Genomic DNA, 21,722 nt, shown 5'->3' on the forward strand with positions numbered 1-21,722 from the left:
AGTCCGTCGTGGAGTGGGCGGTCATCGGGCGGCGAGCGCGAGTTTGGCGCCGAGGGCGACGAAGGATCCGGCGAAGCCCCTGCGTAGCCAGGCCATCACTCGCGGCCGCGCGGTCACGTGGTCCCGTACCGAGGCGGCGGAAACGCCGTAAGCGGCGAAGACCGCGAGCGTGACCAGCATGAACACAGCGCTGAGTTCCAGCATCCGCAGTACGTGGCCCGGCTCGCCGGTGTCGACGAACTGCGGCAGGAAGGCGAAGAAGAAGATCGTCAGCTTCGGGTTGAGGAGGTTGATCAAGACGCCGGAGGCGATCACGCGACCGGCCGGGCGCGGTGCGGTCTCCTCCTCGGCGACGATCGGGTCCGTGTCCTTCAGCGTGGCCCACGCCATGTACAGCAGGTAGACCACCCCCAGGTACTTGACGAGCTGGAACGCCGTCGCGCTCGTGTGCAGCAGCGCCGCCATGCCGGTGATCGCCGCCACCATGTGGGGAACCGTGCCGAGCGTGCAGCCGATCGCGGCGACGACGCTCGCGCGGCGGCCGTGCGACAGGCCCGCCGACAGTGTGTAGATCGCCCCGGTGCCGGGCGTGGCGACCACGATGAGCGTGGTCACCAGGAACGCGATGCTCAAGGTGGCTCTCCTGATGGGTTCCGGTGATGGGCCGTTCTCGTGACCGGCACTCTGCCGCCACAATGGCCTGATGAACAGGTCCAATGAAGACCTCTTCGAGGAGTCCATAACAGCCGGCTCGGATTTCCTCCAGCTGAACGTCGAGGACGCGCCCGTCGGTGGGCTGTCCGAATGGCTCGCCGAGCGGTTCCGGTGGGCGATCCGCGACGGCCTCCTGAGCGTGGGAAGCAGGTTGCCCGCGAGCCGGGTGCTCGCGCGGGATCTGCACGTGTCCCGCGGCGTCGTCACCGAGGCCTACCAGCGTCTCAGCGAGGAGGGCTACGTCGCAGGGCGCGGCCGGGGCGGAACGATCGTCGTCGGTGCTCCGGGCCGGACGCCCCCGGCGCGGCCGCGGTCCGCTCCAGCGGGCGCGACGGCGACGGACGCGGTGTTCACGGCGTCACCCGGCGTCGAGGTCTTCGACTCGCTGCGGGCGGCCGCGGCACGGATCGATCTGTCACCGGGCGTGCCCGACCTGGCCGCCTTCCCGCGGGCCGCGTGGCTGCGCGCCGAACGTTCACTGCTCGCCGACCTGGGATCCTCCGCCCTCGGATACGGGGATCCCCGAGGATGCCCGGCGTTGCGCGTCGCCGTGGCGAACTGGCTGGCCCGCAACCGCGGGATCCTCGCCGACCCGGCAGATGTGATCATTACCGCCGGCACCGCCCAGGCGCTCGGACTGTTCGCGGAGGTGCTCGTCGAGGCCGGGATCCGCGAAGTGGCCGTGGAGGATCCCGGATCACTGGGCGCCCGCCAGCACCTGCACAACCGGCGGCTGGCCACCCCGCCGGTGCCGGTCGACGCCGACGGGATAGATGTCGGTACGCTGCGGGCGACGGGCGCCCCGGCTGTCCTGCTCACCCCGGCACATCAGTTCCCGACCGGCGTGGTGCTCGGCGGCGACCGGCGCCGCGAGTTGATGCGGTGGGTCGATGACGGTGGCCTGATCATCGAAGACGACTACGACGCCGAGCACCGTTACGACCGGCCTCCGGTTCCGGCGCTACGGTCGCCGCTCGGCGAGCGCGTCTGCTACGCCGGGAGCGTGTCCAAACTACTGGCACCGGCGCTGAGGATCGGATGGTGCCTCGCGCCACCGCGGTACCGCGACGCCGTCGTGGCCGCCAAGCGGTTCGCCGATCTCGGCAACGCGGCGCTTCCGCAACTGGTGCTGGCCCGCCTGATGGAATCGGGAGAGATGGAACGCCATCTGCGGCTGCTGCGCAGACGCCACCGCCGTCGCCGAGACGCCATGATCGATGCGATCGGAGCCCACCTACCGGACGCGACGGTGCACGGCGCCGCAGCGGGCCTGCACCTGACGATCACCTTCGACGCCGGGTTCTCCGACGTCGACCTCGCCGCCGCGTTGCTCGCGCACGGGGTGAAGGTGCAGCCGCTCTCATGGCACAGGCAGTGCCCCGGCCGCCCAGGGCTCGTGCTCGGCTACGCCGCGAGCGTCCCGACCGCCATCGGCGAAGGCGTGGCGGTCATCGGCGAGGCACTACGCCGTGTGCGCTGACGGCTCCGCGAGGCGTCCAGTGGGGCTGATCACACCCGGCCGGTCCGTCGACGACCGGCGCCGGGATGCTCGACACGGAGGTCCCGGCCAGCCAACTGACGACTGGCCGGGTCCCGACGGGGTGATCGCTTAGCGGTTCAGACAGTCGAAGATGGGCGTGACCGAGCCGGACAGACGCCTCACGTCGTCCTCGGTCGCGCCGGTGCCCTTCGTGGACCTCCAGCCCTGGGGTCCATCAGCCCCCTTTACTTGCTGTAGTTCTTCCCGATGGGCCTGCCGGGGATCGGCTTGCCGATCAGGGCGACCGGGACGAACAGGCAGAAGTGGCCGATCGCCATGGTGAGCGTCCAGAGCGCCTCGTCGTCGTAGAGCGCGGACGCCTTGGCGAACAGGTCGTCGGAGACGCGTTCCCCGAACGGGTTCGGGGTGAGGACGGCCTCCACGAGCTCCAGCGCGACCCGTTCGGCGTCGGTGAAGTAGGGGGCGTCCTGCCAGGTCGCCGCGGCGGTGATGCGCTTCTCGGTCTCCCCGGCCTTGCGGGCTTTGTCGGTCAACGAGATGGCGTGGTAGGTGCTGCCGACGATCTGCGCGGCGCGGAGCAGCATCAGGCCGATGGTGGTCTGCGGAACCGGCCCGTTCCAGACGGCGTTGCGCACGGCTCCGGAGAGCTTCGCCACCTCGGGGAAAAGCTCGGTGAGGTTGGGCAGACGCGACTGGATGCCGTCCTGCTCCGTCGTCGTATCGGTCATCGGTGGCGTGGACATGGTGAGGTCTTCCTTCCGGTGTGCTGGATGGTGTCTCACCAGTCCGACACCACAGGCGCTCGAAATGTCAGGCTGGGCACCGACATCACGTTCAGAGGCGCTGTCTTGTCGAATCCCCCGGCGGCGAAAATCTCGAATTCTGCGCGGAAACAAGGTGCTCGCGATGGTGCTGGACGAACTTGACACGGCGCTCCCGGTTCACGGTCTCCAGCCCGTAGTCCTCGCGGGGATGTTCCTCAGACCCCGGAAAAGCGGTTGAGCCTTCCTTCCGCGTTCCCGTAGGTTGCCTGCGGCCCATCGCAGTGAGGACAGAGGACAAGACCGCATGACCCCGCCTGCTTTTTAGACCTGACACCTTCTTCAGCTCACCTTCAAGCCGACGCTCCCGTCGGCTCTGCCGGGCTGCCCATGCGCGCCCGGTCATACAGCGTTTGAGGCCGCGCGCGATCGGCCTCGTGTCAGGTCTAGAGAGCTCATGTCTTCACAACCTCATACCGTGCTGCCCTGGGTCGTTCGCCGGACCAGGCTGCCTCTGCTGTCGTTGCGGTGCGCGGACTGCCGGTCGGAGTCGGCCACCACCGGCGAGGGCAGGTTCCGCGTCAACGCCAACAGCAAGCTGCTGGACGTGTGGCTGCTGGTCCACTGCGTATCCTGCGATCGGACGAGCAAGCGCATCGTGCACAAGCGAGCGCCGGTCAGATCCTTCGATCCGGCCGAGATCCACGGCTACCGCGTCAACGATCCGGAACTGGTGGCGTCCAGGCTGTTGGATCCTCTACTCGCCCGGCGCAACCGCTTCACCCTGGACTGGGCGGGGGCCTGGCGGCTGGACACCCCGCCGGCACGGCTCAACGAGGCGCCGGTCCAGGTGAAGGTCGTGTTCGAGGATCCGGTACCGGTGCGCCCGGAACGGCTCATCGCGCAAGGGCTCGGCCTCAGCAGGAACGATGTACTGCGCCGGATCGAGTGCGACATTCCGCTGCGCCGTCCGACGAGCGCCGGATTCACCTTCACCGTGATGGCCGGGGACTAGCGAGGATGTAGCCGCGGCGCGCGAGGTGGACCGCGGGTCAGGCGGAGGCGAGGCGGGCGCGCAGGCGGTCGCGGGCGGCGGGCCATTCGGCGGCGAGCATCGAGTAGCAGACGGTGTCGCGGACGGAGCCGTCGGGCCGGATGCGGTGGCTGCGCAGGACTCCTTCGCGGTGTGCGCCGAGGCGTTCGATGGCGCGCTGGGAGCGTTCGTTGCGGTGGTGGGTGTGCCAGCCCACCCGGATGGCGCCCAGCCCGTCGAACGCCCGTTCCAGCAGCAGGAGCTTGGCCTCGGTGTTCAGGGCGGTCCGCTGCCAGCGGGTGCCGATCCAGGTGTGCCCGATGCACAGGCCGCGGTGCGCCGGCTCGATCTCGTAGTACGAGGTCGTGCCGGCCACCTCCCCGGTGGCCGCGTCGATCTGCACCCAGGGCAGCCGCCCGGCGTCGATCGCGCGGAGGTCGTCCTCGACCATGCGGCGCGTCTCCACGAGGTCGGCCGGTTGACGGACGTTGAGCCACCGCCAGACCTCGGGGTCCTTGCCCGCCTCGTACAGTCCCTCCGCGTGCTCGAGCCGGAGCGGCTCCAGGCGGACGTGTTCCCCGGACAGGACGGGACGGTCGAACCACGTACTCCTACTCATGGTCGGCACCCTAGGGAGGGTCAGGTCCGTCCTGAAAGAGCCAGTCGACGCGACTCGGCGAAGACCACTTCCCTCGCGAGGAGGCGGCCCGCGCGTCGTGTTCCCCGTCGGCTCGGCGTGTGCGAGCCTTGATGCCGACGTTCGGAAAGGGCTGATCATGACACTCGGCATGGTTCTCGGCGACGTTCTCCCGCGCGCTTCGGCGCGGGAGCGGTAGGCCCTTCCCGCCCTGCCACGCGCGCCCGTACGCAGCACGGGCGTGTTGTCGCTGCTCCTCGTCGAAGTGCTCTTCGTGTCATCCGCACGTTCGACCACGAGGAGCACGTGGTGTCCACGATTCACTGGACCGAAGCCCGCACCACCCGATCCGCCCGCTGGCACTCCGAGAACGCGACCCCACCGCCCGGACGGGTCATCGTCGCCGACGACCGCTTCAAAGCCGATACCGCCTACCGCCTCGCCTGCGAGGGCACCGCCCTGCTGTGGCAAGGCGACTATCACAACGCGCGTCAGCTGCTGCAGGCGATGCGCCGCCGCGTCGAGAGGAAGTCCCCCCGGCCGGGGGACGACCCTCTCGAGTCCTTCCATCTTCACCGCAGGGCCCGGAGTCACCGCGCCCGGGTGCTGGGCCGGCTGCTCGTCCTGCTGGAGGACGGCTACGCCCTGAACCTGCGCCGGGCCCCGGACGTACGTCAGGCGTGCGTCGAGGCGTACGGGCCGCCGCGTGAGCCGACGGCGATCTCGCTCATCGAGCTCCTGGGCGTGCTCGGGGCGCACCAGTGGCGTCTCAAAGGCGTCCGGGTCCCTGCCCTGGGCGCTCGAATCCACCCGCACTACGGGGTCTTCTCCCCTGTCCGGGGCGAGTACGTCGACCTGGTCGCCGAGGCGCCGCTCCCCGCGCCGGCGGTGCGCCGCACCGCGTTCGACCTCGGAACGGGCACCGGAGTGCTCGCCGCCGTTCTGGCCCGCCGGGGGTTCGAACGCGTGACGGCCACCGACATCAGCCCGCGCGCCCTGGCCTGCGCCCGTGACAACGTCCGCCGGCTCGGCCTCGCCGCCCGCGTCGAGGTCGCCGGCCCGCACCTGTTCCCGGAGGGCCGCGCCGACCTCATCGTCTGCAACCCGCCCTGGATCCCGGCCCGGCCGACCTCCCAGCTCGAGCACGGCGTCTACGACCCGGACGGCGGCATGCTCCATGGCTTCCTGCACGGGCTCGCCTCTCACCTCACACCGGGCGGCGAAGGCTGGCTCATCCTGTCCGACCTCGCCGAACACCTCGGGCTCAGGACCCGCTGGCAGCTGCTGACCGGGATCGAGGCGGCCGGCCTGCGCGTCGTGGACAAGGCCGACACGCGACCCCGCCACCCACGGGCGACCGACACCGCCGATCCCCTCCACGCCGCGCGCGGCGCGGAGGTCACCTCGCTGTGGCGGCTGGCCGTGGTCGGCTGAACGGGTCGGCCCTCCGCTCGGGCGTCATCGCCGGCGGCCGGCCCAGGCGCTGCCCGCCGGTGGCGACGCGGGCGTATCCGATCAGCGCGCCGGTCGATGCGGCCGGTTCGGCGGCGAGAGGGTTGTTGCCGAGGGAGCCCTCCAGCAGCGGGCCCACGGGAAGCGCGGCGCTGGTCACCACGATCCCCCGCCCGGGGGCAGCAGGGTGACGGTGACGGCCAGCGGTGCACCGGGTGAGGTGTCGCCGGGCCGGGACATCGCCATGTGCCGTGTGCGCCATGATGGGCCCGTGGATTTCGAGCCGTACCGGGGTGAGCTGGTGGCGTACTGCTATCGGTTGGTGGGGTCGTTCCACGAGGCCGAGGACTTGGTGCAGGAGACGATGCTGCGGGCCTGGAAGGCCCGGGAGCGGTACGACCGCACGCGCGCGACGGTGAGGACCTGGCTGTATCGGATCGCGACGAACGTCTGCCTGACGGCGATAGAGGGGCGTGCGCGGCGGCCGCTGCCGTCCGGGCTGGGGGCACCCAGCGACGATCCGGGGGAACCGCTCACGCCGGCGTTCGATGTTCCCTGGCTGCAGCCGTTTCCCGACGCGCGGTTCGACGTTGGTGTGCGGGCGGACATTCGGCTCGCGCTGGTGGCGGCGATGCAGATTCTGCCACCGCGGCAGCGTGCGGTGCTGGTGCTGCGTGAGGTCTTGGAGTTCAGTGCCGCCGAGGTGGCCGGCCAACTCGGCACCACGGTCCCGGCCGTCAACAGCGCCCTGCAACGGGCCCGCGCCGCCCTGACGGAGGCAGGCGGAGTCGAGGAGGTCACCGAGCCGGACGACCCTCAGGTGCGCACGGTGATCGGGCGGTATGCGCGGGCGTTCGAGGCGGCCGACGTCCCCGCGCTCGTGCGGCTCCTCACCGAGGATGCCGTCCTGGAGATGCCGCCGGTGCCACTGTGGTATCGCGGCAGCCATGACTACGGCCTGTTCATGCGCCGCGTGTTCGACATGCGCGGGACGGGCTGGGGCGTCCGGTGTCTCACCGCCAACGGGCAGCCGGCGCTCGCCGCTTACGCACCTGAGCCCGGCGGCGGGCATCACCTGCACACGCTGCAGGTGTTCACGGTCACCGGCGGCCGGGTCGCGCGCAACGTCGTGTTCGCCGACCCAGCCGTGTTCGAGGCCTTCGACCTGCCCCGGCGGATTTCTTTCGACGAGTTGGACCGGGATCGATGAGTTCGGCCGATGCCGCCGGTACGTACGGGTGAGCATCGACCGAAAGGACACTCATCATGACCGTCATCGTCATTGAGTTCATCACCCTCGACGGGATCGTCTCCGATCCCGACGGGTCCGCAGGTACACCGGCGGGCGGCTGGGCGTTCCGGCACGGACCCGAGACGGTCGCCGGGGACAAGTTCCGGCTCGGCGGCACACTGGATGAAGGCGTCATGGTGCTGGGGCGCAGCACCTGGCAGCTGTTCTCGCGGCTGTGGCCAGGACGCGACGATCCGTTCTCCACGCGGATGAACGCCGTACCGAAGCTGGTCGCCTCCCGTTCGCTGACCGACACCTCGGCATGGGCGAACTCCACGGTCATCGACGGTGACCTCGTCAACGCCGTCAAACGCGAGCAACGAGACGTGATCATCACCGGCAGCTTGAGCGTCGTGCACGCGCTGATGGCCGAGGACCTGATCGACGAATACCGGCTGCTGACGTTCCCCACGGTCCTCCGCACCGGCGAGCGGCTCTTCCCCGCTGGAGGTTCACCCGCTTTCCTGGAGTGCCTGTCGGCTGAGCCGGCCGGCGCCGCCGTTCTCACGCGGTATGGGAGGGCGGCACGATGAGCGTTCGCTTCCTCGCCCTGTACGAGACCCCGGCCGATCCGGAGGCGTTCGAGCGGCACTACCGCGAGATTCACATCCCGCTCGCGCGCCGGCTGCCGGGCCTGCGCCGGTACGTGGTCGGCCGCGACCTGGCGCCCGTACGCGGCGGCGCGCCCTGCTACCTGGTCGCCGAGCTGGAATGGGACACCATGGAGCAGCTACGCGCCGCGTTCGCCTCGCCCGAAGGCCGCGCCGCCGCCGACGACGCGGCACGCCTCCAGGAGCTCGCCCCCGTACGCATCATGATCTATACCGCGAACGAAGCATGAGGTAGGCGCACCGTCACCGTGCCCAGGTTGCCGGACAGCTCCCTGCGGGTCCGTCAGGCTGCGGTGAGGTCCAGGCGGGTGTCCATGTCCAGGTAGAAACGTCCGTACGGGTTGATGTGCGTCCAGAACAGCGGGCTGAGTCCCCTTCCGGGGTCACGCAGGACGGCTTGGATGAGCTGGGTGTTGACGTAGACCAGGGAGGACTGCAGTAGGTGCAGGGCGAGCATGGACACCTCGGCGTGCTCGCGGTCCTCCCGGTCAGCAGCCCGAGGCGGCCGATTCCTGGTCGCGTAGCTGCGTGAAGTCGACGTCGGGCTTGGGGTCGTACGCCTCGGGCCGGATGCCGAGTTCGCGGGTGCTGTACTCGCCGAACCGTTTGATGTGCTCGGTCAGGAGGCGGGGCCGGCCGGGCCCAGGCCGTGGATGGTGGTCAGGTCGGTGAGACCGCAGAAGGTCAGGACCGGGGCGAGCAGTGGTGTGGCGACGACCTCGATGCGGTCCGCGTGCGTGAGCAGGATGCTCAGTCCTGCGCTGTCGAGGTACTCGACGTCGGTGAGATCGATGACGAGAGGACCGGTGGCGCCCTCCAGGCCGTCCGCGACCGCGGCGGCGAGATCGGCGCTATTGCTCATGTCGATCTCACCGACCGCGGTCAGGACGGGGGTGCCGTCCGGACGGCGGTCCGGCGTCAGGGTCAGGGGCGTGGTCATTTGGCGATCCTGGTCTGCATGTCGACGGTGGTGCCGTCAGGGCCGGGGGTGACGGTGACCTGCTGCATCATGGCGCGCATCAGGGTCAGCCCACGGCCGCGGTGTGCGCTGGCCTCGGGCTGCGGAGTCTTCCAGCGTCCAGTGTCGGTGATCGTCAAACGCATCTGATCGACCAGAGCTTCGGCGCGCATCCGTACGATGTCGCCCGGGGTGTGGCGGTGACCGTGCTCGATGGCGTTGGCGCACGCCTCACCGGCGGCGACGAGGACGTTCTGCACCATCTGCGGCGGCAGGTCGCACTTGGTGAGCCAATTGCGCAGGGCCCTGCGGACGGGGGCGAGCTGGGTGGCCTCCGCGGGGAAGGCCATCTCCAGCGGGGCGGGGTGCCGGTACAACAACAGGGCGACGTCGTCGTCATAGCCGCCCGCGGGGGCCAGCCGGGTCATGACCTGACTGGCCAGCACATCGATGCCGGTCTCCCGGCCGTCCTGGACGGCTTCGCCGGCCTGGTCGATGCCCTCGGTCAGCGGCCTGCGGCGGCGTTCGACCAGACCGTCGGTGTACAGCAACAGGGTGGCGCGGGCGGACAGGGTGTGCTCCGCGTACGGGCGCGGGGCTCCGGGGCGGACGGCGAGCGGGGCGAATCGCCCGCCCTCGAGCAGGTGGCGGGCGCCGTCCGGCTGGACGAGGATGCCGGGCGGGTGGCCGGCGCTGGAGTAGGTCAGGTGGCCGGTCCGCGGGTCGAGGATCCCGCAGAAGACGGTGGTGCACATCGCACCGGGGACGCCGGCGGCGAAGTGGTCCAGCGCGACGAGGACCTGGTCGGGCCGGGGATCCTGCAGGAGCAGGGCCCGGCAGGCGCTGCGCAGTTGCCCCATCACGGTCGCCGCCTGCAGGCCGCGGCCGACGCAGTCGCCGACGACGATGCCGATGCGGCCGTCGGGCAGCGGGACCGTGTCGTACCAGTCGCCGCCGACCTCCAGAGGACGGGCGGCGGGTTCGTAGCGGACGGCGAAACCCTCCGGCAGGTCGGCCGGGCCGAGGATGGCGCGCTGCAGGGCGATGGCGGTCTCACGCTGCTGGTCGATCTGGTGGGCGCGGGTCAGACCCTGGGCGAGATGGCCGGCCAGCAGGGACAGCAGGGTCTGGTCCTGCTCGGTGAAGGGCCGGTGCCCGGCCAGGTCGAGCCAGAGCACCATCGGCCCGTGCGGGTGTTCGAGGCCGACGCCCGCGGCGGTGCCGTCGGCACTGATGGCGGGGGCCAGGGAGGGACCCTCACGCAGGCCGGTCAGCGCGGCACGGTGCTGTTCGGACAGCGCCTCCCAGGTGACGCCTGCCTCCGTGCCGGTCACGGTCGGCGCGCCGCCGCCGTCGAAGACGGTGGCCAGGGCGCGTTCGGCCCGCCACAGGGCCTTCAGCTCCTCCAGCGCCCCGGTCAGGGCCTCCTCGAGGCTGGCCGCCTGGGACAGGCACAGGCTCAGTGACGCCACCGCGGTCTCACGCTGGATGGCGTAGTGCTCGGCGGTGACGTCGCGGAAGGTGCCCACGACCACGCGGCTCCCGGTCTCCAGGTCCTGGACCTGGTTGAACGCGGCACTGACCCACATCCGGCGCCCGTCACGGTGGGTGACGGGCACGGTGTAGGCGCCGCGTTCCTGGTCCAGCACGTCGGCGAAGGCCTCGGCCACCAGCCGGTGAGCCTCGGGGTCGCTGTCGGCGTCGGGCCACCACGGGTGGATGGGGGTGTAGGGCAGGCCCTCGGGGCCGAAACCCAGGATGTCGGTGAACGCGGCGTTGATCTCGACGATGGCGCCCTGCTCGTCGCAGACGAAGAACGCCTCCTGCAGGGAGTCGACCAGCGCGGTGCGCCAGCGGGCATGGTGGCTGCGCAGCCGGGCCAGCTCGACGTTCGCCTGCACCCGGGCCAGCAGTTCGGCCGCGGAGAACGGCTTGACCAGGTAGTCGTCGGCACCCGCCTCCAGGCCCTCGATGGAGGCCTCCTGCCCGGCCCGGGCCGACAGCAGCAGCACGGGGACGCTCGCGGTCCGCGTGTCCTCGCGCAGCGCGGCCACCATCTGCAGGCCGTCCAGGCGCGGCATCATCACGTCGCTGACGATCAGGTCGGGCGCGTCGGCCCGCGCGGCCTCCAGCGCGGCCTGCCCGTCGGTGACCGCGCTGACCACGTGCCCGGCGCCGCGCAGCAGACGGGTGAGGTATTCGCGCATGTCGGCGTTGTCGTCGGCGATGAGGACCCGCCCGGGCCGGCCGCGGCCCGGGCCGGCCGCAGGCTCCTCACCGGTGACGGGCGTGGCCTCCTCCGGCGCGGACCCTGCCGCGTCGTGGCCGTCCTGCGGATCCGAGGGCAGCCAGCGCTGGGCCTCCTGGAGGTACGGTTCGGCGGTGGCCGGGTCCTCGGTCGCGCCGCCCTCCGCGCCGTCTCCGGTGGCGAGGGCCTCGGGCGGCAGGTGAGCGTGCCCGAAGGGCAGCCGGACGGTGAACGTGGTGCCCTCGTTCTCGGTGGAGGCGGCGCTGATCGTGCCGCCGTGCAGGCCGACCAGCTCCTTGACCAGCGCGAGCCCGATGCCGCTGCCCTCGTTCGATCGCGAACGGGCCTTCTCGATGCGGTGGAACCGCTCGAACAGCCGCGGTATCTCCTGCTCGGCGACGCCGATCCCGGTGTCGGCCACGGCGACGACCGCGTGGTCCTGCTCGACGCGGACGGTCACACAGACCGAGCCGTCGAAGGTGAACTTCAACGCGTTGCTCAGCAAATTGAAGATCACCTTCTCCCACATGCCGCGGTCGAGGTACACCGCTTCAGGGAGCGGGACGCAGTCCACTTCGAAGGCCAGCCCGGCCTTCTCGACCGCGGAGCGGAACACACTGGCCAGCTCGGCGGTGACCGCCGACAGGTCGACCGGCTCGTAACGGGCCTGCATCCGGCCCGCCTCGAGGCGGGAGAAGTCCAGCAGCGTGTTGACCAGCTTGCCCAGCCGCAGCCCGTTGCGGCGGATGACGTCGAGTTCCTCACGAGCCTGCGGGTCGGTGTCGCCCAGCCTGGTGCGCAGCTCGTCCACCGGGCCCATGATCAGCGTGAGCGGGGTGCGGAACTCGTGGCTGATGTTGGAGAAGAACGCGGTCTTGGCGCGATCCAGTTCGGCCAGCTCCTCCGCCCGCCGCTGCTGAGCCTGGTAGCTGCGGGCACTGGCGATCCCCGCCGCGACGTGCCCGGCGGCCAGCTCGACGAACCCGCGGTAGCCCTCGTCCAGCGCGCGGTACCGGTTCAGCGCGGCGACCAGGAAGCCGGACGGCGCGCTGCCCTGCTGCAGCAGGGGCACCACCAGCGCGTGCGTGGGCGGCTCCGGCCAATCGCCGGTCGGCAGCCCGGTGAACGGGGCGCCCTCGAGCGCCACCAGCGCGGACTCGCCCCGCGCGAGTTCCGCCGCGGGCCACACACCGCTCGAGTCCTCGACCGCGATCCTCGCCGGGGCGGCCGGGTGCCCCGCATCGATCCCCGTCGTGGCCGCCAGCCGCGCGTGGTGGTCGTCGTCGAACAGGTAGACCTGCGTGAACGGCAGGTCCTGCAGGTTGCCGCCGAGCTGGCGGCCGGCGAAGGTCAGCATCTCCTGCTCGGTGCGGACCACGCTGGGATCCGACCCCAGATCCCGCAGCGTCGCCATCCGGCGCTCGCCGATGACCCGCTCGGTCTCCTCACTGACCACGCACAGCATGCCGACGATCGCGCCCGAGTCGTCCCGCAGCGGGCTGTAGGAGAACGTGTGGTAGGTCTCCTCCGGGTATCCCGAGCGCTCCAGGAACAGCAGCAGCGCCTCGTCCCAGGTCGCCTCGCCCGTACTGAGCACCGTGTCGATCCGCGGGCCGATGTCGTCCCAGATCTCCGCCCACACCTCACTGGCCGGCCGGCCCAGCGCCCACGGGTATTTGCGGCCCAGCGTGTCCCGCCGGTAGGCGGCGTTGCAGAAGAACGTCAGCTCCGGTCCCCACGCCATCCACATCGAGAAACGGGACGACAGCAGGATGCTGACGGCGGTCTGCAGGCTCTGCGGCCAGTGGTCGGGCGGGCCGAGCCGCGTCGCCGCCCAGTCCACGACGGCGAGGTCCCGGCCGACCTCACCGTCGACGAAGAACACCCCGGCCCCGGTCGCGGCCGAGGGACCGCGCTCGGCGTCGTCCACCGGCCCGGTGGGCCCAGCACCGCTCATCGCCTTCTCCCTCGCCACAGCCCCGTACCGACGGGCCCGACCACGCCTTCGCTGGGACCTGAGGTGGGGGACGCACCGGCGGCTTTCGTAGGATAGGCCAACCGTCCCCGCGGCGTTACATCCGTATCTTCTGCCCGGGAAGGGCGCACACAGGTAGGAGAGAAACGTCCGTGGACACCGCAGACGCCACCGCCGTGGTGTCCATGCCCCCGATGAACGGCCGCAGCCGGCCGCGCCACGCCGCCACCGGGCCCTGGACACCCCATCCGACGAGGCGTTCGACCACGTCACCGCCCTGGCCGCAGGACGCCGACGACGTCTTCACGGCAGTACGCAAGCTTCTCGAGGATCTGGGTAGGGGCGTCACCGCCGGCACCACCCTGCCGGCCCCGTCCGCGCCCGCCCGTCCCACCGCCGTGCCCGCACAGGAGAACCGGTGACCGACCGCGTCCTGACCGCCACCAGCCACCCCCACCCCACCGGCCCGAACCTGATCACCGTGGCCGGCGAACTCGACTACTACACCGCCGCGCACCTGCGGAAGGCCCTGGAGGAGACGACCTTCACCGCCGACGGTGTGATCATCGACCTGACCGACCTGACCTACTGCGACTCCACCGGCATCACCGTGCTGGTCACCGCCTACCACCGCGCCCGCGCCAGCGACACCCCGCTCGCGCTGGCCGGCCTCAACCCCGACCTGGACCGCGTCTTCGGCATCGTCGGTCTCCACGACGTCTTCGCCTCCTACCCCACGGTCGAAGAGGCCGTCGCCGCGCTGTAACCCTCCCCGTGTCACACCCGCGGGGCCCGATGCGTCAGTGGGGGTGACGGGCGTCGACCGCCGCCGCGACGAACGCGCCGGCCGCCCGCGACACGGAGGGTCACCATGAGCGCTCGCGTCAAGACCCCGGCGATCGTCCTGCCCGATGCCACCAAGGCGGCCGAGTACGTTCTCCGGGCAATCCGCCAGGGCGGCGCCTCGCACCGGGTTCTGGAGCTGGTTCATCTGCGCACGAGCCGGCTCAACGGCAGCGGTGCCCACGTGCCCACCGGGACCTTCAGCGCTGGAAAGGCCGACCAGACCGACGAGCGGCGGCAGCACGTCGGCGCCTGGCGCGACGCGCCCTTCTACACCGGCTCCGAACGTGCCGCGCTGGCGCTCACCGAAGCCGTCGTCCAGGTCCCCGACCGGCCAGGCCAGGCGGTGCCGGACGAGATCTGGGACGAGGCCGCGGACCACTTCGACGCGCGGCAGCTCGCCGCCATCATTCTCATGACCGCCACGACCGCCTTCCTCAACCGCCTGCCCGCCGCCACCGAGGGACCGGGCGCAGGGCCGCTCGCCGCGCCGGTTGACCCTGACGCAGGGTCAACCTCTCAGCATGGCGACGTGACCACGCAGACCAGTGCGACACAGGTCGCCTCGTACGGCGACCACGGCGGCGAACGGGCCCAGAGAGGCAACTAGACGATGCGGCAGTTCACGATCCACCACGACGGCGTCACGATCCCGATGGCGCGCGGCGGCCGGGGACGACCCCTGGTCCTGTGCCCCGGACTGAACTCGACACAGGCCGACCTGCGCGAGCTGACCGAACTGCTGCGACGCGACCACGACGTCGTGACCTTCGACCTGAGGGGCCATGGCCTCGCCTCGGCCGCCGACCGGTACTCCTTCGAGGCGTTCCTCAGCGATCTCGCCGCCGTGCTGGCGGGGCTGGAAAGCCTCGGCCTGCCCACGGCGCCCGTGCTCGTGGGCTACTCGCTGAGCGCGGACCTGGCCGTGCACCATGCCTCCGAACATCCCGACACCGTCGCCGGGCTCGTTCTCATCGACGGGGCGAACCCCGTGCCTGAACCCTTCATCACCGAAGCCGACCTGCCGGAGTTCCGCGCGATGTGGGAGGACCTGGCGACGCGGCAGCAGGCCCGGCGGGGCACCGCGCGCCAGGTGCTCCTCACCGCCCAGGAGATCCTCGACCTGAATGTCGAGATCGACGCGATGCGGTCCGCGATCCTCGACCGGTACCGGAAGATCGACCGGCCAATCAGCATGATCATGTCGACCTTGATGGCCGGCGACGACGGCGACGCGCGCGCGGCGCGCTACAACCGGAACTGGCGTGCCGGCGTCGAGCGGCTCGTCCGCGACCGACCGCACATCTCGGCCTCCTGGCTCGACGCCGATCACGGACTGGTCTTCACCCATGCCCCGGAGATCGCCCAGATCATCCGGAGTGCACAACGGCCGGCCGGTCAGGCGACTCCTTGAACGCCCCATAGGAGACTGGTGCGATGCTGACCATCGGCGAGCTGGCGTCGTACGCCGGAGTGACGGTGCGCGCGGTGCGGCACTATCACGCCAAGGGGCTGCTGCCGGAACCGGAGCGGGACCACTCCGGCTACCGGAGGTACGACGCCGGCGCCGTGGTCGAGCTGATCAAGATCCGGACCCTCGCGGAGGCCGGCGTCCCGCTGGCGCGGGTACGGGAGCTGCTGCAGGCCGACCAGGAGCAGTTCACCGCGGCGGTCGCGGACATCGACGCGCGACTGCGGGCGGAGATCCGGCAACGGCAGCGCAGTCGGGAGCGGATCGCCCGGCTCGCCGCCGGCGACAACCTGGTACTTCCCCCGGAGGTGGTCGAGTTCCTCGACCGGCTGCGGGCGCTCGGAGTCGACGAGCGGATCATCGAAGTCGAACGCGACGGCTGGATCCCGCTCGCCGCGCACTCACCCGAGCGAGTCCCGGAATGGACGGCACGCAAGCGGGAACAGCTCGCCGACCCCCGGCTCATCGAGTTCTACCTCACCCTGGGCCAGGCGCTCGACTGGACCGCCGACGATCCGAGGCTGGCCGAGTTGGCCGACGACCTCGCCGCCCACCTCACGCGCATGGCCGACGAGCAGGGCGAGGACTACGTCGACGACACCGACATCGAGGCGCCGCTGGTCGCGCTGATGGACACACTGGCGTTCGACGCCCTGCCGCCGGCCCGCCGGCTGATCGAGCTGCTGAAGAAACGCGGCTGGACCGGCTGGACCAGGCTCGAGCGCGTGGAGCCCGCACCGGGCACGACCGAAACCCGGCAGGAAGACACCGGGACACGGCGGTCCCGGCCCTAGCGGTACCCCACAGAAGACCTGGTCTCCGCGCCGGGACGGTCATCACGGGACACGCTGCGGCGAGGGGGATGCCGCGCCGTTGCGAGAGGTCCGGTGCCCTGCGACGGTCTGGAGCGCCTCAGCCCCGGCGCGCCGGGCGATTCAGCCGTTGCCGATCTTGAACTTCCCTGCACTGTCGTTCCTTGGCACGCCCTAAACGGCGCGCCGAAAACCCAGCCGAAATCCTCAAACAAGGGACGTCGTCATGACTCCTGCACACCTTTACGCAGCAATCACCCTGGTGGTCGTCGGCTTCGTGATGCTGGTCACGCACGAGGTCGCGGACCACTGGGTCCAGACCTCCTGGCAGGCGGACAAGAAGGGCCTGCACGGGACCGAGAAGTGGACGGGCCGCCGGGCCTGCGCGCAGCACGTCGCGTCCTACACCTTCTGCACCGCTCTCGCGGTCGGAGTGATGTGGTGGTGCTTCGGGCTGCACATCAGCTGGACCGGCTTCATCCTGGGCCAGGCGGTGTCCGCGATCACGCACTACTGGGCGGACCGGCGGAGCACCCTCCAGTGGCTCGCCGGGAAGTTCGGCAGCGGCGGCTTCTACCTCCTCGGCGCGCCCCGCCAGGGCGAGGACGAGGACGGCAAGCTCAAGCTGGACAAGAACGGCGTGCCCTACGACGACAACGAGACCCTCGGAACGGGCGCCTACGCGCTGGACCAGAGCTACCACAAGCTGTGGATCCTGATCGCCGCGGTCATCACCGCGCTGGTCTGAACCAACGGCGTCGCCGCCCAACGGCCGAGGGCAGCGACGAGAACCAACAACCACCACCTGCGGGGCCCGGCCACACCGGGCCCCGCGCCTTCCCTCCGGCAGCGCCCCGCGCTTGGGCGGGTGGGTGGAACCCGTCGCGGGAACCGGCGGCGAGGGGATCTTCAGACAGCGCGCCCGCGCCTCGCCGGTGATCGGCTCAGCCGGTGAGGGCGCAACTGTTGGCGAGATCACCGGCGGTGGGGCGGGGGATCGTGCCGCTCGCCGGCGGTAGCGTGCCGCGGCCGGTCCAGTCCTCCAACGCCGCGAACGCGGCGTGGAAGCACGGCAGGATCGGGCGCAGCAGATCCGGGAACGCGTCGTACAGCGAGTCGACGTGATTGCCGTCCGCGATCCGGTAGTAGCGGTGCAGCCCGCCGCGGCCACGCGCACGGATCAGCCGGTCGTACACGTCGGAGTCCTCGGAGATCGGCAGCAGCGAGTCGAGCGTTCCGTGCAGGGTGATGAGCGGCCTGCCGATCCGCCCGGTCAGGGCCACGCGGCGCACGGCCTCGTGCACCGACCGGGGCCGGTCGGCGTAGTCGTAGTCGGCGTCGCAGCCGGGGCTGCCGGAGGCGCAGTACGGTGTGCCGCCCTCGACCGGCGCGCTGAACGCCGGGTCGAACTCCTGGCGGTAGATCCGCTGGGTGAGGTCCCAGTACACCTTCTCGTGGTAATCCCACAGCGGCTCGGAGCCGGCCGCGAACCCCGCGCCCAGCAGCGCCGCGTGCGCCGCCGGGTCACCGGTCGCGGCATACCGCGGGTACTCCCGCAGCGCCGTCGGCAGAGACGTGAGCGGGTTCGGGCCCTCGGCCCGCCAGAGCGTGCCCTCCCAGTCCAGACCGCCGTCGTACAGGCCGGGCCGGTTCTCCAACTGCCAGCGCACGAGATAACCGCCGTTGGAGATCCCCGCCGCGAACGTACGCGCGGGCGGGCGGCCGTACCTGCGCGCCACCACCGCCTTCGCGGCGATCGTCAGCTGTGTCAGCCGCCGGTTCCACTCGGCCATGGCGTCGCCGGGCCGCGTGCCGTCGCGGTAGAACAGCGCACCGGTGTTGCCCTTGTCGGTCGCCGCGTACGCGTAGCCCCGGGCCAGCACCCAGTCGGAGATGGCGAAGTCGCCCGCGTACTGACGCCGGTTGCCCGGTGAACCGGCGACGACCAGCCCGCCGGTCCAGTGCTTCGGCAACCGGATGACGAACTGGGCGTCGTGGTCCCAGCCGTTGTTCGTGTTGGTGGTGGAGGTGTCGGGAAAGTAGCCGTCGATCTGCAGGCCGGGCACGCCGGCGGGGTTGCGCGCGCCGGAGGGCTGCAGGCCGGCCCAGTCGGCGGGCACGGTGTGGCCGGAGGCCACCGTCCCGGCCGTCGTCAGGTCGGCCAGGCAGGCCGCGACCTGACGTTCCGCGCCGGGAACGGTCACCGCGGGACACGCCGCCGCGCGCGCGGCCTGGGGGCGGGGCGGGGCCGCCACGGCGGCCGCGGCGATCGTCGCGGCCACGGTGACGGCGAGAAGCTGACGCGTCGGTCGCATGCACGCCTCGGTTCGTCGGGGGACGGGAAACACCGTGCCCGCCATGGTGAGTCCGCTTCGCCCACCGGTCGACGGCCCGCGTACCCACAATCGCCGGCCGTCCTGTGGCGGCCGCCCCCATGCCCGCACGGCGCGCACGTCCCCACCGCCGGTGCGCGCGGCGCGGAGGCCGGATGGCGGGTGTGGCGGCGGACCACCGGAGCGAGGCCCAATGTGGTGCCCGGACACATGGATAAGGCCCGGACGGCTGCCTAGTGTTCCGCCTCACCTGAACCGTTGACCGGCGGTGAGCACCCCGGTGACCGGTACGACGCTGCCAAGGAGGGCGAATGGGCACTCCCGTCCCCGAGTCTCCCGTTCTCACGGCGCGGAGCCTGGTGAAGGACTTCCGGGGCTTTCGCGCGGTGGACGGGGTCGACCTGGACGTCGCCGACGGCGCGGTGCACGCGCTCGTCGGCCCGAACGGCGCCGGTAAGACGACGCTGTTCCACCTGCTCACCGGCTTTCACCGGCCGACCGCAGGCCGCATCCACGTCGGCGGGCGGGACCTGACCGGCAAGCGCCCGGAGCAGATCGCCCGGCACGGCGTGGCACGGTCGTTCCAGATCACCAGCCTGTTCCCGCAGATGACCCCCCGCGAGCACCTGGAGCTGGCGTTGCAGGCGGGTACGACGCTGGGCTGGCGGTTCTGGCGTTCGGACCGGGCCCTGCGGCGCTTCACCGACCGCGCCCTCGACCTGCTCGACCAGGTCGGCCTCGCCGCGCACGCCGACGAGCCGGCGGGCGCGCTCGCCTACGGGCGGAAGCGGGCCCTGGAGCTCGCGCTCGCCCTCGCGCTCGACCCGCGGGTGCTGCTGCTGGACGAACCCACCGCCGGCATGGGCACCGAGGACATCGACCGCACCGTCGAGCTGATCCGGCGGATCCGCGCGGGACGCACCGTCGTCATGGTCGAGCACAACATGACCGTCGTCGCCGCCCTCGCCGACCGGGTCACGGTCCTGCAGGCCGGGCGGGTCCTCGTCGAGGGCCCCTACGCCGAGGTCCGCCGCGACCACCGCGTCATCAGCGCCTACCTGGGAGACGCCCGTGCTGCACATTGAGGACCTGTCGGCCTGGTACGGCGAAGCCCGGGTGCTGACCGAGGTGTCACTGCAGGTCGCCGAGGGCGAGATCGTCACACTCGTCGGCCGCAACGGCGCGGGCAAGACCACGCTGCTGCGCTCCGTCATGGGACTGCACACGACCGGCGGCGCCCGTACCGCGGGCACGGCCGAGTTCCTCGGCGCCGACCTGACGCGCCTGCCCGCCCACCGACGGACCCGCCGCGGCCTCGGCTACGTCCCCGACGACCGCGGCATCTACGCGACGCTCACCGTCGAGGAGAATCTCACGCTCCCCCCGGCCGTGGGCCCGCATCCCTGGCCGCTCGGCCAGGTGTACGAGACGTTCCCCCGGCTGCGCGAACGCCGCCGTTCCGCCGGCACGAACCTGTCCGGCGGTGAGCAGCAGATGCTCGCCCTGGCCCGGGTCCTGCGGATGGGCGCGCGGATGCTGCTGTGCGACGAGCCGACAGAAGGACTGTCGCCGTTGATCGTCCAGCAGATCGGCAAGATCCTCCGCGACGTCAAGGACCAAGGCGTCACCGTCCTGCTCGTCGAGCAGAACGTCCACTTCGCCGCCACCGTCGCCGACCGGCACTACCTGCTGGCCGAGGGCCGCATCGTCCGGTCACTGCGGGGCGACGAGATCCGCGCCCGCGAACACGAACTGCTGGAACACCTCGGGATCTGACAGACCCCGGACCACCACCGAGGAGGAACAACCCATGAAGGCTCTACGCGCCGCGACCGCGGTGACGCTCGGAGCGATCACGCTCGCCGGATGCGCGGGCGGACCCGGCGGGGGCGGGGGGAAGATCAGCGGGGGCAAGGTCGTGCTGGCCGTGCTCAACGACCAGTCCGGCATCTACTCCGAACTGTCCGGGCAGGGCAGCGTCAAGGCCGTACGGCTCGCCGTCGACGACTACAAGGCCAAGTACGGAAGCAAGGCCGTCGTCAAGAAGATCGACGTCGTCACCGCCGACCACCAGAACAAACCCGACATCGCACACAGCAAGGCCCAGGAACTGTACGACCGGCGGCAGGCCGACGTCATCCTCGACGTGCCGACCTCCTCCGCCGCGCTCGCCGTCGCAGGCGTCGCCAAGGCCCGCAAGAAGCTGTTCTTCGACGTGTCCGCCGCCACCACCGAACTCGAAGGCGCGCAGTGCAACAAGTACACCTTCCACTACGGCTTCAACAGCTACACGCTCGCCAGCGGGACCGGCGGCACCGTCACCCATGACGGCGCGAAGAACTGGTACATCGTCTATCCCGACTACGCCTTCGGCCAGGACATGAACAAGAGCTTCACCCAGGCCGTCCGCAGCGCCGGCGGCACCGTCGTCAAGAGCGACCCGGCGCCGTTCCCCAACGACAACTTCTCCTCGTTCCTGCTCAAGGCACCCTCGCTGACCCCCAAACCGCAGGTCCTGGGCGCCATGCAGGCCGGCGGTGACCTCGTCAACCTCGTCAAGCAGTACAACGAATACAAGCTGCGCGCCAAGGGCATCGGCCTGGCCGTCGGCCTGATGTTCCTCACCGACATCCACTCCCTCGGCCCCGACGCCCTGGCCGGCACCAAGTTCACCGACCCCTGGTACTGGAACGCGGACGCCACCAACCGCGCGTGGGCCGACCGGTTCCAGGCCGTCGCCGGCAAGCGCCCCACCTTCGCCAACGCCGCGAACTACTCCGCCGCCCTGCAGTACCTCGAGGCCGTGCAACGCGCCGGCACCGACAAATCCGGCGCCGTCGTCAGGCAACTCGAAGGAACCAAGATCGACGACGCCTTCACCCACGGCGGCACCATCCGCGCCGCCGACCACCTGCTGACCCACGACGTGTCACTGGCCCAGGTCAAGGCGGGCAAGGACGTCACCGAACCCTGGGACTACGAGAAGGTCCTGTCCACCGTCCCGGCCGCCCAGGCGTTCCAGCCGCCCTCCCCCGCCTGCCGGCTCGGCTGACCCGGCCCTCCTCCGTGGCCCGTCCCGCCC

The 21,722-nt window shown here is 71.1% G+C and carries 23 protein-coding genes; 15 read left to right on the forward strand and 8 right to left on the reverse strand.

Features of this window, described 5'->3' with window-relative positions:
- Nucleotides 1-21: 21 nt before the first annotated feature.
- Nucleotides 22-633: a LysE family translocator gene (locus tag ABD978_RS03885; protein WP_345348345.1), complete on the reverse strand. Its 612-nt coding sequence runs from the start codon at nt 631-633 to the stop codon at nt 22-24.
- Nucleotides 634-703: 70 nt separating this feature from the next.
- Between ABD978_RS03885 and pdxR the strand changes: the two genes are divergently transcribed.
- On the forward strand, nt 704-2,194 hold the full coding sequence (gene pdxR, locus ABD978_RS03890) for a MocR-like pyridoxine biosynthesis transcription factor PdxR (RefSeq protein WP_345348348.1): 1,491 nt from the start codon (nt 704-706) through the stop codon (nt 2,192-2,194).
- A gap of 245 nt (nt 2,195-2,439) precedes the next feature.
- Here the strand turns inward: pdxR and ABD978_RS03895 are convergent, their stop codons facing one another.
- The gene (locus tag ABD978_RS03895; protein WP_345348351.1) at nt 2,440-2,958 is read right to left on the reverse strand and encodes a carboxymuconolactone decarboxylase family protein; all 519 of its coding nucleotides are present in this window, start codon (nt 2,956-2,958) and stop codon (nt 2,440-2,442) included.
- Between the two features lie 496 nt (nt 2,959-3,454).
- Here ABD978_RS03895 and ABD978_RS03900 point away from each other — a divergent pair, with 496 nt between their 5' ends.
- The gene (locus ABD978_RS03900) at nt 3,455-3,991 is read left to right on the forward strand and encodes a DUF1062 domain-containing protein (RefSeq protein ID WP_345348354.1); all 537 of its coding nucleotides are present in this window, start codon (nt 3,455-3,457) and stop codon (nt 3,989-3,991) included.
- Nucleotides 3,992-4,028: 37 nt separating this feature from the next.
- Here the strand turns inward: ABD978_RS03900 and ABD978_RS03905 are convergent, their stop codons facing one another.
- The gene (locus ABD978_RS03905; protein ID WP_345348357.1) at nt 4,029-4,628 is read right to left on the reverse strand and encodes a GNAT family N-acetyltransferase; all 600 of its coding nucleotides are present in this window, start codon (nt 4,626-4,628) and stop codon (nt 4,029-4,031) included.
- Between the two features lie 327 nt (nt 4,629-4,955).
- On the opposite strand from ABD978_RS03905, the gene ABD978_RS03910 reads away from it, so the two are divergent.
- A complete protein-coding gene (locus ABD978_RS03910) occupies nt 4,956-6,080 on the forward strand; it encodes a methyltransferase (RefSeq protein WP_345348360.1) in 1,125 nt (374 codons plus the stop codon).
- Here ABD978_RS03910 and ABD978_RS03915 read toward each other — a convergent pair.
- Nucleotides 6,046-6,258: a hypothetical protein gene (locus tag ABD978_RS03915; protein ID WP_345348363.1), complete on the reverse strand. Its 213-nt coding sequence runs from the start codon at nt 6,256-6,258 to the stop codon at nt 6,046-6,048. The two genes, ABD978_RS03910 and ABD978_RS03915, sit on opposite strands and share 35 nt — an antisense overlap.
- A 27-nt stretch (nt 6,259-6,285) precedes the next feature.
- On the opposite strand from ABD978_RS03915, the gene ABD978_RS03920 reads away from it, so the two are divergent.
- The 3 genes from ABD978_RS03920 to ABD978_RS03930 are packed head-to-tail and all read left to right on the forward strand — an operon-like array spanning nt 6,286 to nt 8,230.
- On the forward strand, nt 6,286-7,308 hold the full coding sequence (locus ABD978_RS03920) for a sigma-70 family RNA polymerase sigma factor (protein ID WP_345348366.1): 1,023 nt from the start codon (nt 6,286-6,288) through the stop codon (nt 7,306-7,308).
- 56 nt (nt 7,309-7,364) lie between these two features.
- Nucleotides 7,365-7,922, forward strand: a complete 558-nt coding sequence (locus tag ABD978_RS03925; protein ID WP_345348369.1) for a dihydrofolate reductase family protein — start codon at nt 7,365-7,367, stop codon at nt 7,920-7,922.
- Nucleotides 7,919-8,230 carry an EthD family reductase gene (locus tag ABD978_RS03930; protein WP_345348372.1) on the forward strand — a complete coding sequence of 104 codons (312 nt, stop codon included), beginning with the start codon at nt 7,919-7,921 and terminating at the stop codon, nt 8,228-8,230. The genes ABD978_RS03925 and ABD978_RS03930 overlap by 4 nt, the downstream gene beginning before the upstream one ends.
- Nucleotides 8,231-8,283: 53 nt before the next feature.
- Here ABD978_RS03930 and ABD978_RS03935 read toward each other — a convergent pair whose 3' ends face one another.
- From ABD978_RS03935 to ABD978_RS03945, 3 genes are all read right to left on the reverse strand, one after another.
- A complete protein-coding gene (locus ABD978_RS03935) occupies nt 8,284-8,457 on the reverse strand; it encodes a hypothetical protein (RefSeq protein WP_425550677.1) in 174 nt (57 codons plus the stop codon).
- A 162-nt stretch (nt 8,458-8,619) separates the two neighbouring features.
- Entirely contained in the window at nt 8,620-8,940 is a 321-nt protein-coding gene (locus tag ABD978_RS03940) for an STAS domain-containing protein (RefSeq protein ID WP_345348375.1), read from the reverse strand.
- On the reverse strand, nt 8,937-13,163 hold the full coding sequence (locus ABD978_RS03945) for a SpoIIE family protein phosphatase (protein WP_345348378.1): 4,227 nt from the start codon (nt 13,161-13,163) through the stop codon (nt 8,937-8,939). The genes ABD978_RS03940 and ABD978_RS03945 overlap by 4 nt, the downstream gene beginning before the upstream one ends.
- 170 nt (nt 13,164-13,333) lie before the next feature.
- On the opposite strand from ABD978_RS03945, the gene ABD978_RS03950 reads away from it, so the two are divergent.
- From ABD978_RS03950 to ABD978_RS03975, 6 genes are all read left to right on the forward strand, one after another.
- Nucleotides 13,334-13,603: a hypothetical protein gene (locus ABD978_RS03950; protein ID WP_345348381.1), complete on the forward strand. Its 270-nt coding sequence runs from the start codon at nt 13,334-13,336 to the stop codon at nt 13,601-13,603.
- Nucleotides 13,600-13,947 carry an STAS domain-containing protein gene (locus tag ABD978_RS03955; protein WP_345348384.1) on the forward strand — a complete coding sequence of 116 codons (348 nt, stop codon included), beginning with the start codon at nt 13,600-13,602 and terminating at the stop codon, nt 13,945-13,947. The genes ABD978_RS03950 and ABD978_RS03955 overlap by 4 nt, the downstream gene beginning before the upstream one ends.
- Nucleotides 13,948-14,052: 105 nt before the next feature.
- Nucleotides 14,053-14,634 carry a carboxymuconolactone decarboxylase family protein gene (locus ABD978_RS03960; RefSeq protein WP_345348388.1) on the forward strand — a complete coding sequence of 194 codons (582 nt, stop codon included), beginning with the start codon at nt 14,053-14,055 and terminating at the stop codon, nt 14,632-14,634.
- A gap of 3 nt (nt 14,635-14,637) precedes the next feature.
- Nucleotides 14,638-15,438 (forward strand): alpha/beta fold hydrolase, encoded by an 801-nt coding sequence (locus tag ABD978_RS03965; protein WP_345348391.1) that lies wholly within the window; start codon nt 14,638-14,640, stop codon nt 15,436-15,438.
- Nucleotides 15,439-15,461: 23 nt separating this feature from the next.
- Nucleotides 15,462-16,289 (forward strand): MerR family transcriptional regulator, encoded by an 828-nt coding sequence (locus ABD978_RS03970; protein ID WP_345348395.1) that lies wholly within the window; start codon nt 15,462-15,464, stop codon nt 16,287-16,289.
- A gap of 244 nt (nt 16,290-16,533) precedes the next feature.
- Nucleotides 16,534-17,055, forward strand: coding sequence for a hypothetical protein (locus ABD978_RS03975; RefSeq protein ID WP_345348398.1), 522 nt, complete (start codon nt 16,534-16,536; stop codon nt 17,053-17,055).
- Between the two features lie 196 nt (nt 17,056-17,251).
- On the opposite strand, the gene ABD978_RS03980 is transcribed toward ABD978_RS03975, so the two are convergent.
- Nucleotides 17,252-18,622: a tannase/feruloyl esterase family alpha/beta hydrolase gene (locus ABD978_RS03980; protein WP_345348401.1), complete on the reverse strand. Its 1,371-nt coding sequence runs from the start codon at nt 18,620-18,622 to the stop codon at nt 17,252-17,254.
- Between the two features lie 329 nt (nt 18,623-18,951).
- On the opposite strand from ABD978_RS03980, the gene ABD978_RS03985 reads away from it, so the two are divergent.
- From ABD978_RS03985 to ABD978_RS03995, 3 genes are read left to right on the forward strand one after another with little or no spacing between them, the layout of a single operon-like run.
- On the forward strand, nt 18,952-19,725 hold the full coding sequence (locus ABD978_RS03985) for an ABC transporter ATP-binding protein (RefSeq protein WP_345348404.1): 774 nt from the start codon (nt 18,952-18,954) through the stop codon (nt 19,723-19,725).
- On the forward strand, nt 19,712-20,416 hold the full coding sequence (locus tag ABD978_RS03990) for an ABC transporter ATP-binding protein (RefSeq protein ID WP_345348407.1): 705 nt from the start codon (nt 19,712-19,714) through the stop codon (nt 20,414-20,416). Before ABD978_RS03985 ends, ABD978_RS03990 begins: the two co-directional genes overlap by 14 nt.
- 34 nt (nt 20,417-20,450) lie before the next feature.
- The gene (locus ABD978_RS03995; RefSeq protein ID WP_345348410.1) at nt 20,451-21,692 is read left to right on the forward strand and encodes an ABC transporter substrate-binding protein; all 1,242 of its coding nucleotides are present in this window, start codon (nt 20,451-20,453) and stop codon (nt 21,690-21,692) included.
- Nucleotides 21,693-21,722 lie beyond the last annotated feature (30 nt).

This window comes from Actinoallomurus liliacearum, assembly GCF_039542035.1.
GTDB classification, from domain to species: Bacteria; Actinomycetota; Actinomycetes; order Streptosporangiales; family Streptosporangiaceae; genus Actinoallomurus; species Actinoallomurus liliacearum.

Bases quoted from the DNA above. Each gene is read 5' to 3' on its own strand.
- ABD978_RS03960 (WP_345348388.1), top strand. From the start codon at position 14,053: ATGAGCGCTCGCGTCAAGACCCCGGCGATCGTCCTGCCCGATGCCACC.
- ABD978_RS03925 (WP_345348369.1), top strand. From the start codon at position 7,365: ATGACCGTCATCGTCATTGAGTTCATCACCCTCGACGGGATCGTCTCC.
- ABD978_RS03940 (WP_345348375.1), bottom strand. From the start codon at position 8,940: ATGACCACGCCCCTGACCCTGACGCCGGACCGCCGTCCGGACGGCACC.
- ABD978_RS03965 (WP_345348391.1), top strand. From the start codon at position 14,638: ATGCGGCAGTTCACGATCCACCACGACGGCGTCACGATCCCGATGGCG.
- ABD978_RS03935 (WP_425550677.1), bottom strand. From the start codon at position 8,457: ATGCTCGCCCTGCACCTACTGCAGTCCTCCCTGGTCTACGTCAACACC.
- ABD978_RS03980 (WP_345348401.1), bottom strand. From the start codon at position 18,622: ATGCGACCGACGCGTCAGCTTCTCGCCGTCACCGTGGCCGCGACGATC.
- pdxR (WP_345348348.1), top strand. From the start codon at position 704: ATGAACAGGTCCAATGAAGACCTCTTCGAGGAGTCCATAACAGCCGGC.
- ABD978_RS03985 (WP_345348404.1), top strand. From the start codon at position 18,952: ATGGGCACTCCCGTCCCCGAGTCTCCCGTTCTCACGGCGCGGAGCCTG.
- ABD978_RS03975 (WP_345348398.1), top strand. From the start codon at position 16,534: ATGACTCCTGCACACCTTTACGCAGCAATCACCCTGGTGGTCGTCGGC.
- ABD978_RS03970 (WP_345348395.1), top strand. From the start codon at position 15,462: ATGCTGACCATCGGCGAGCTGGCGTCGTACGCCGGAGTGACGGTGCGC.
- ABD978_RS03995 (WP_345348410.1), top strand. From the start codon at position 20,451: ATGAAGGCTCTACGCGCCGCGACCGCGGTGACGCTCGGAGCGATCACG.
- ABD978_RS03945 (WP_345348378.1), bottom strand. From the start codon at position 13,163: ATGAGCGGTGCTGGGCCCACCGGGCCGGTGGACGACGCCGAGCGCGGT.
- ABD978_RS03905 (WP_345348357.1), bottom strand. From the start codon at position 4,628: ATGAGTAGGAGTACGTGGTTCGACCGTCCCGTCCTGTCCGGGGAACAC.
- ABD978_RS03930 (WP_345348372.1), top strand. From the start codon at position 7,919: ATGAGCGTTCGCTTCCTCGCCCTGTACGAGACCCCGGCCGATCCGGAG.
- ABD978_RS03895 (WP_345348351.1), bottom strand. From the start codon at position 2,958: ATGTCCACGCCACCGATGACCGATACGACGACGGAGCAGGACGGCATC.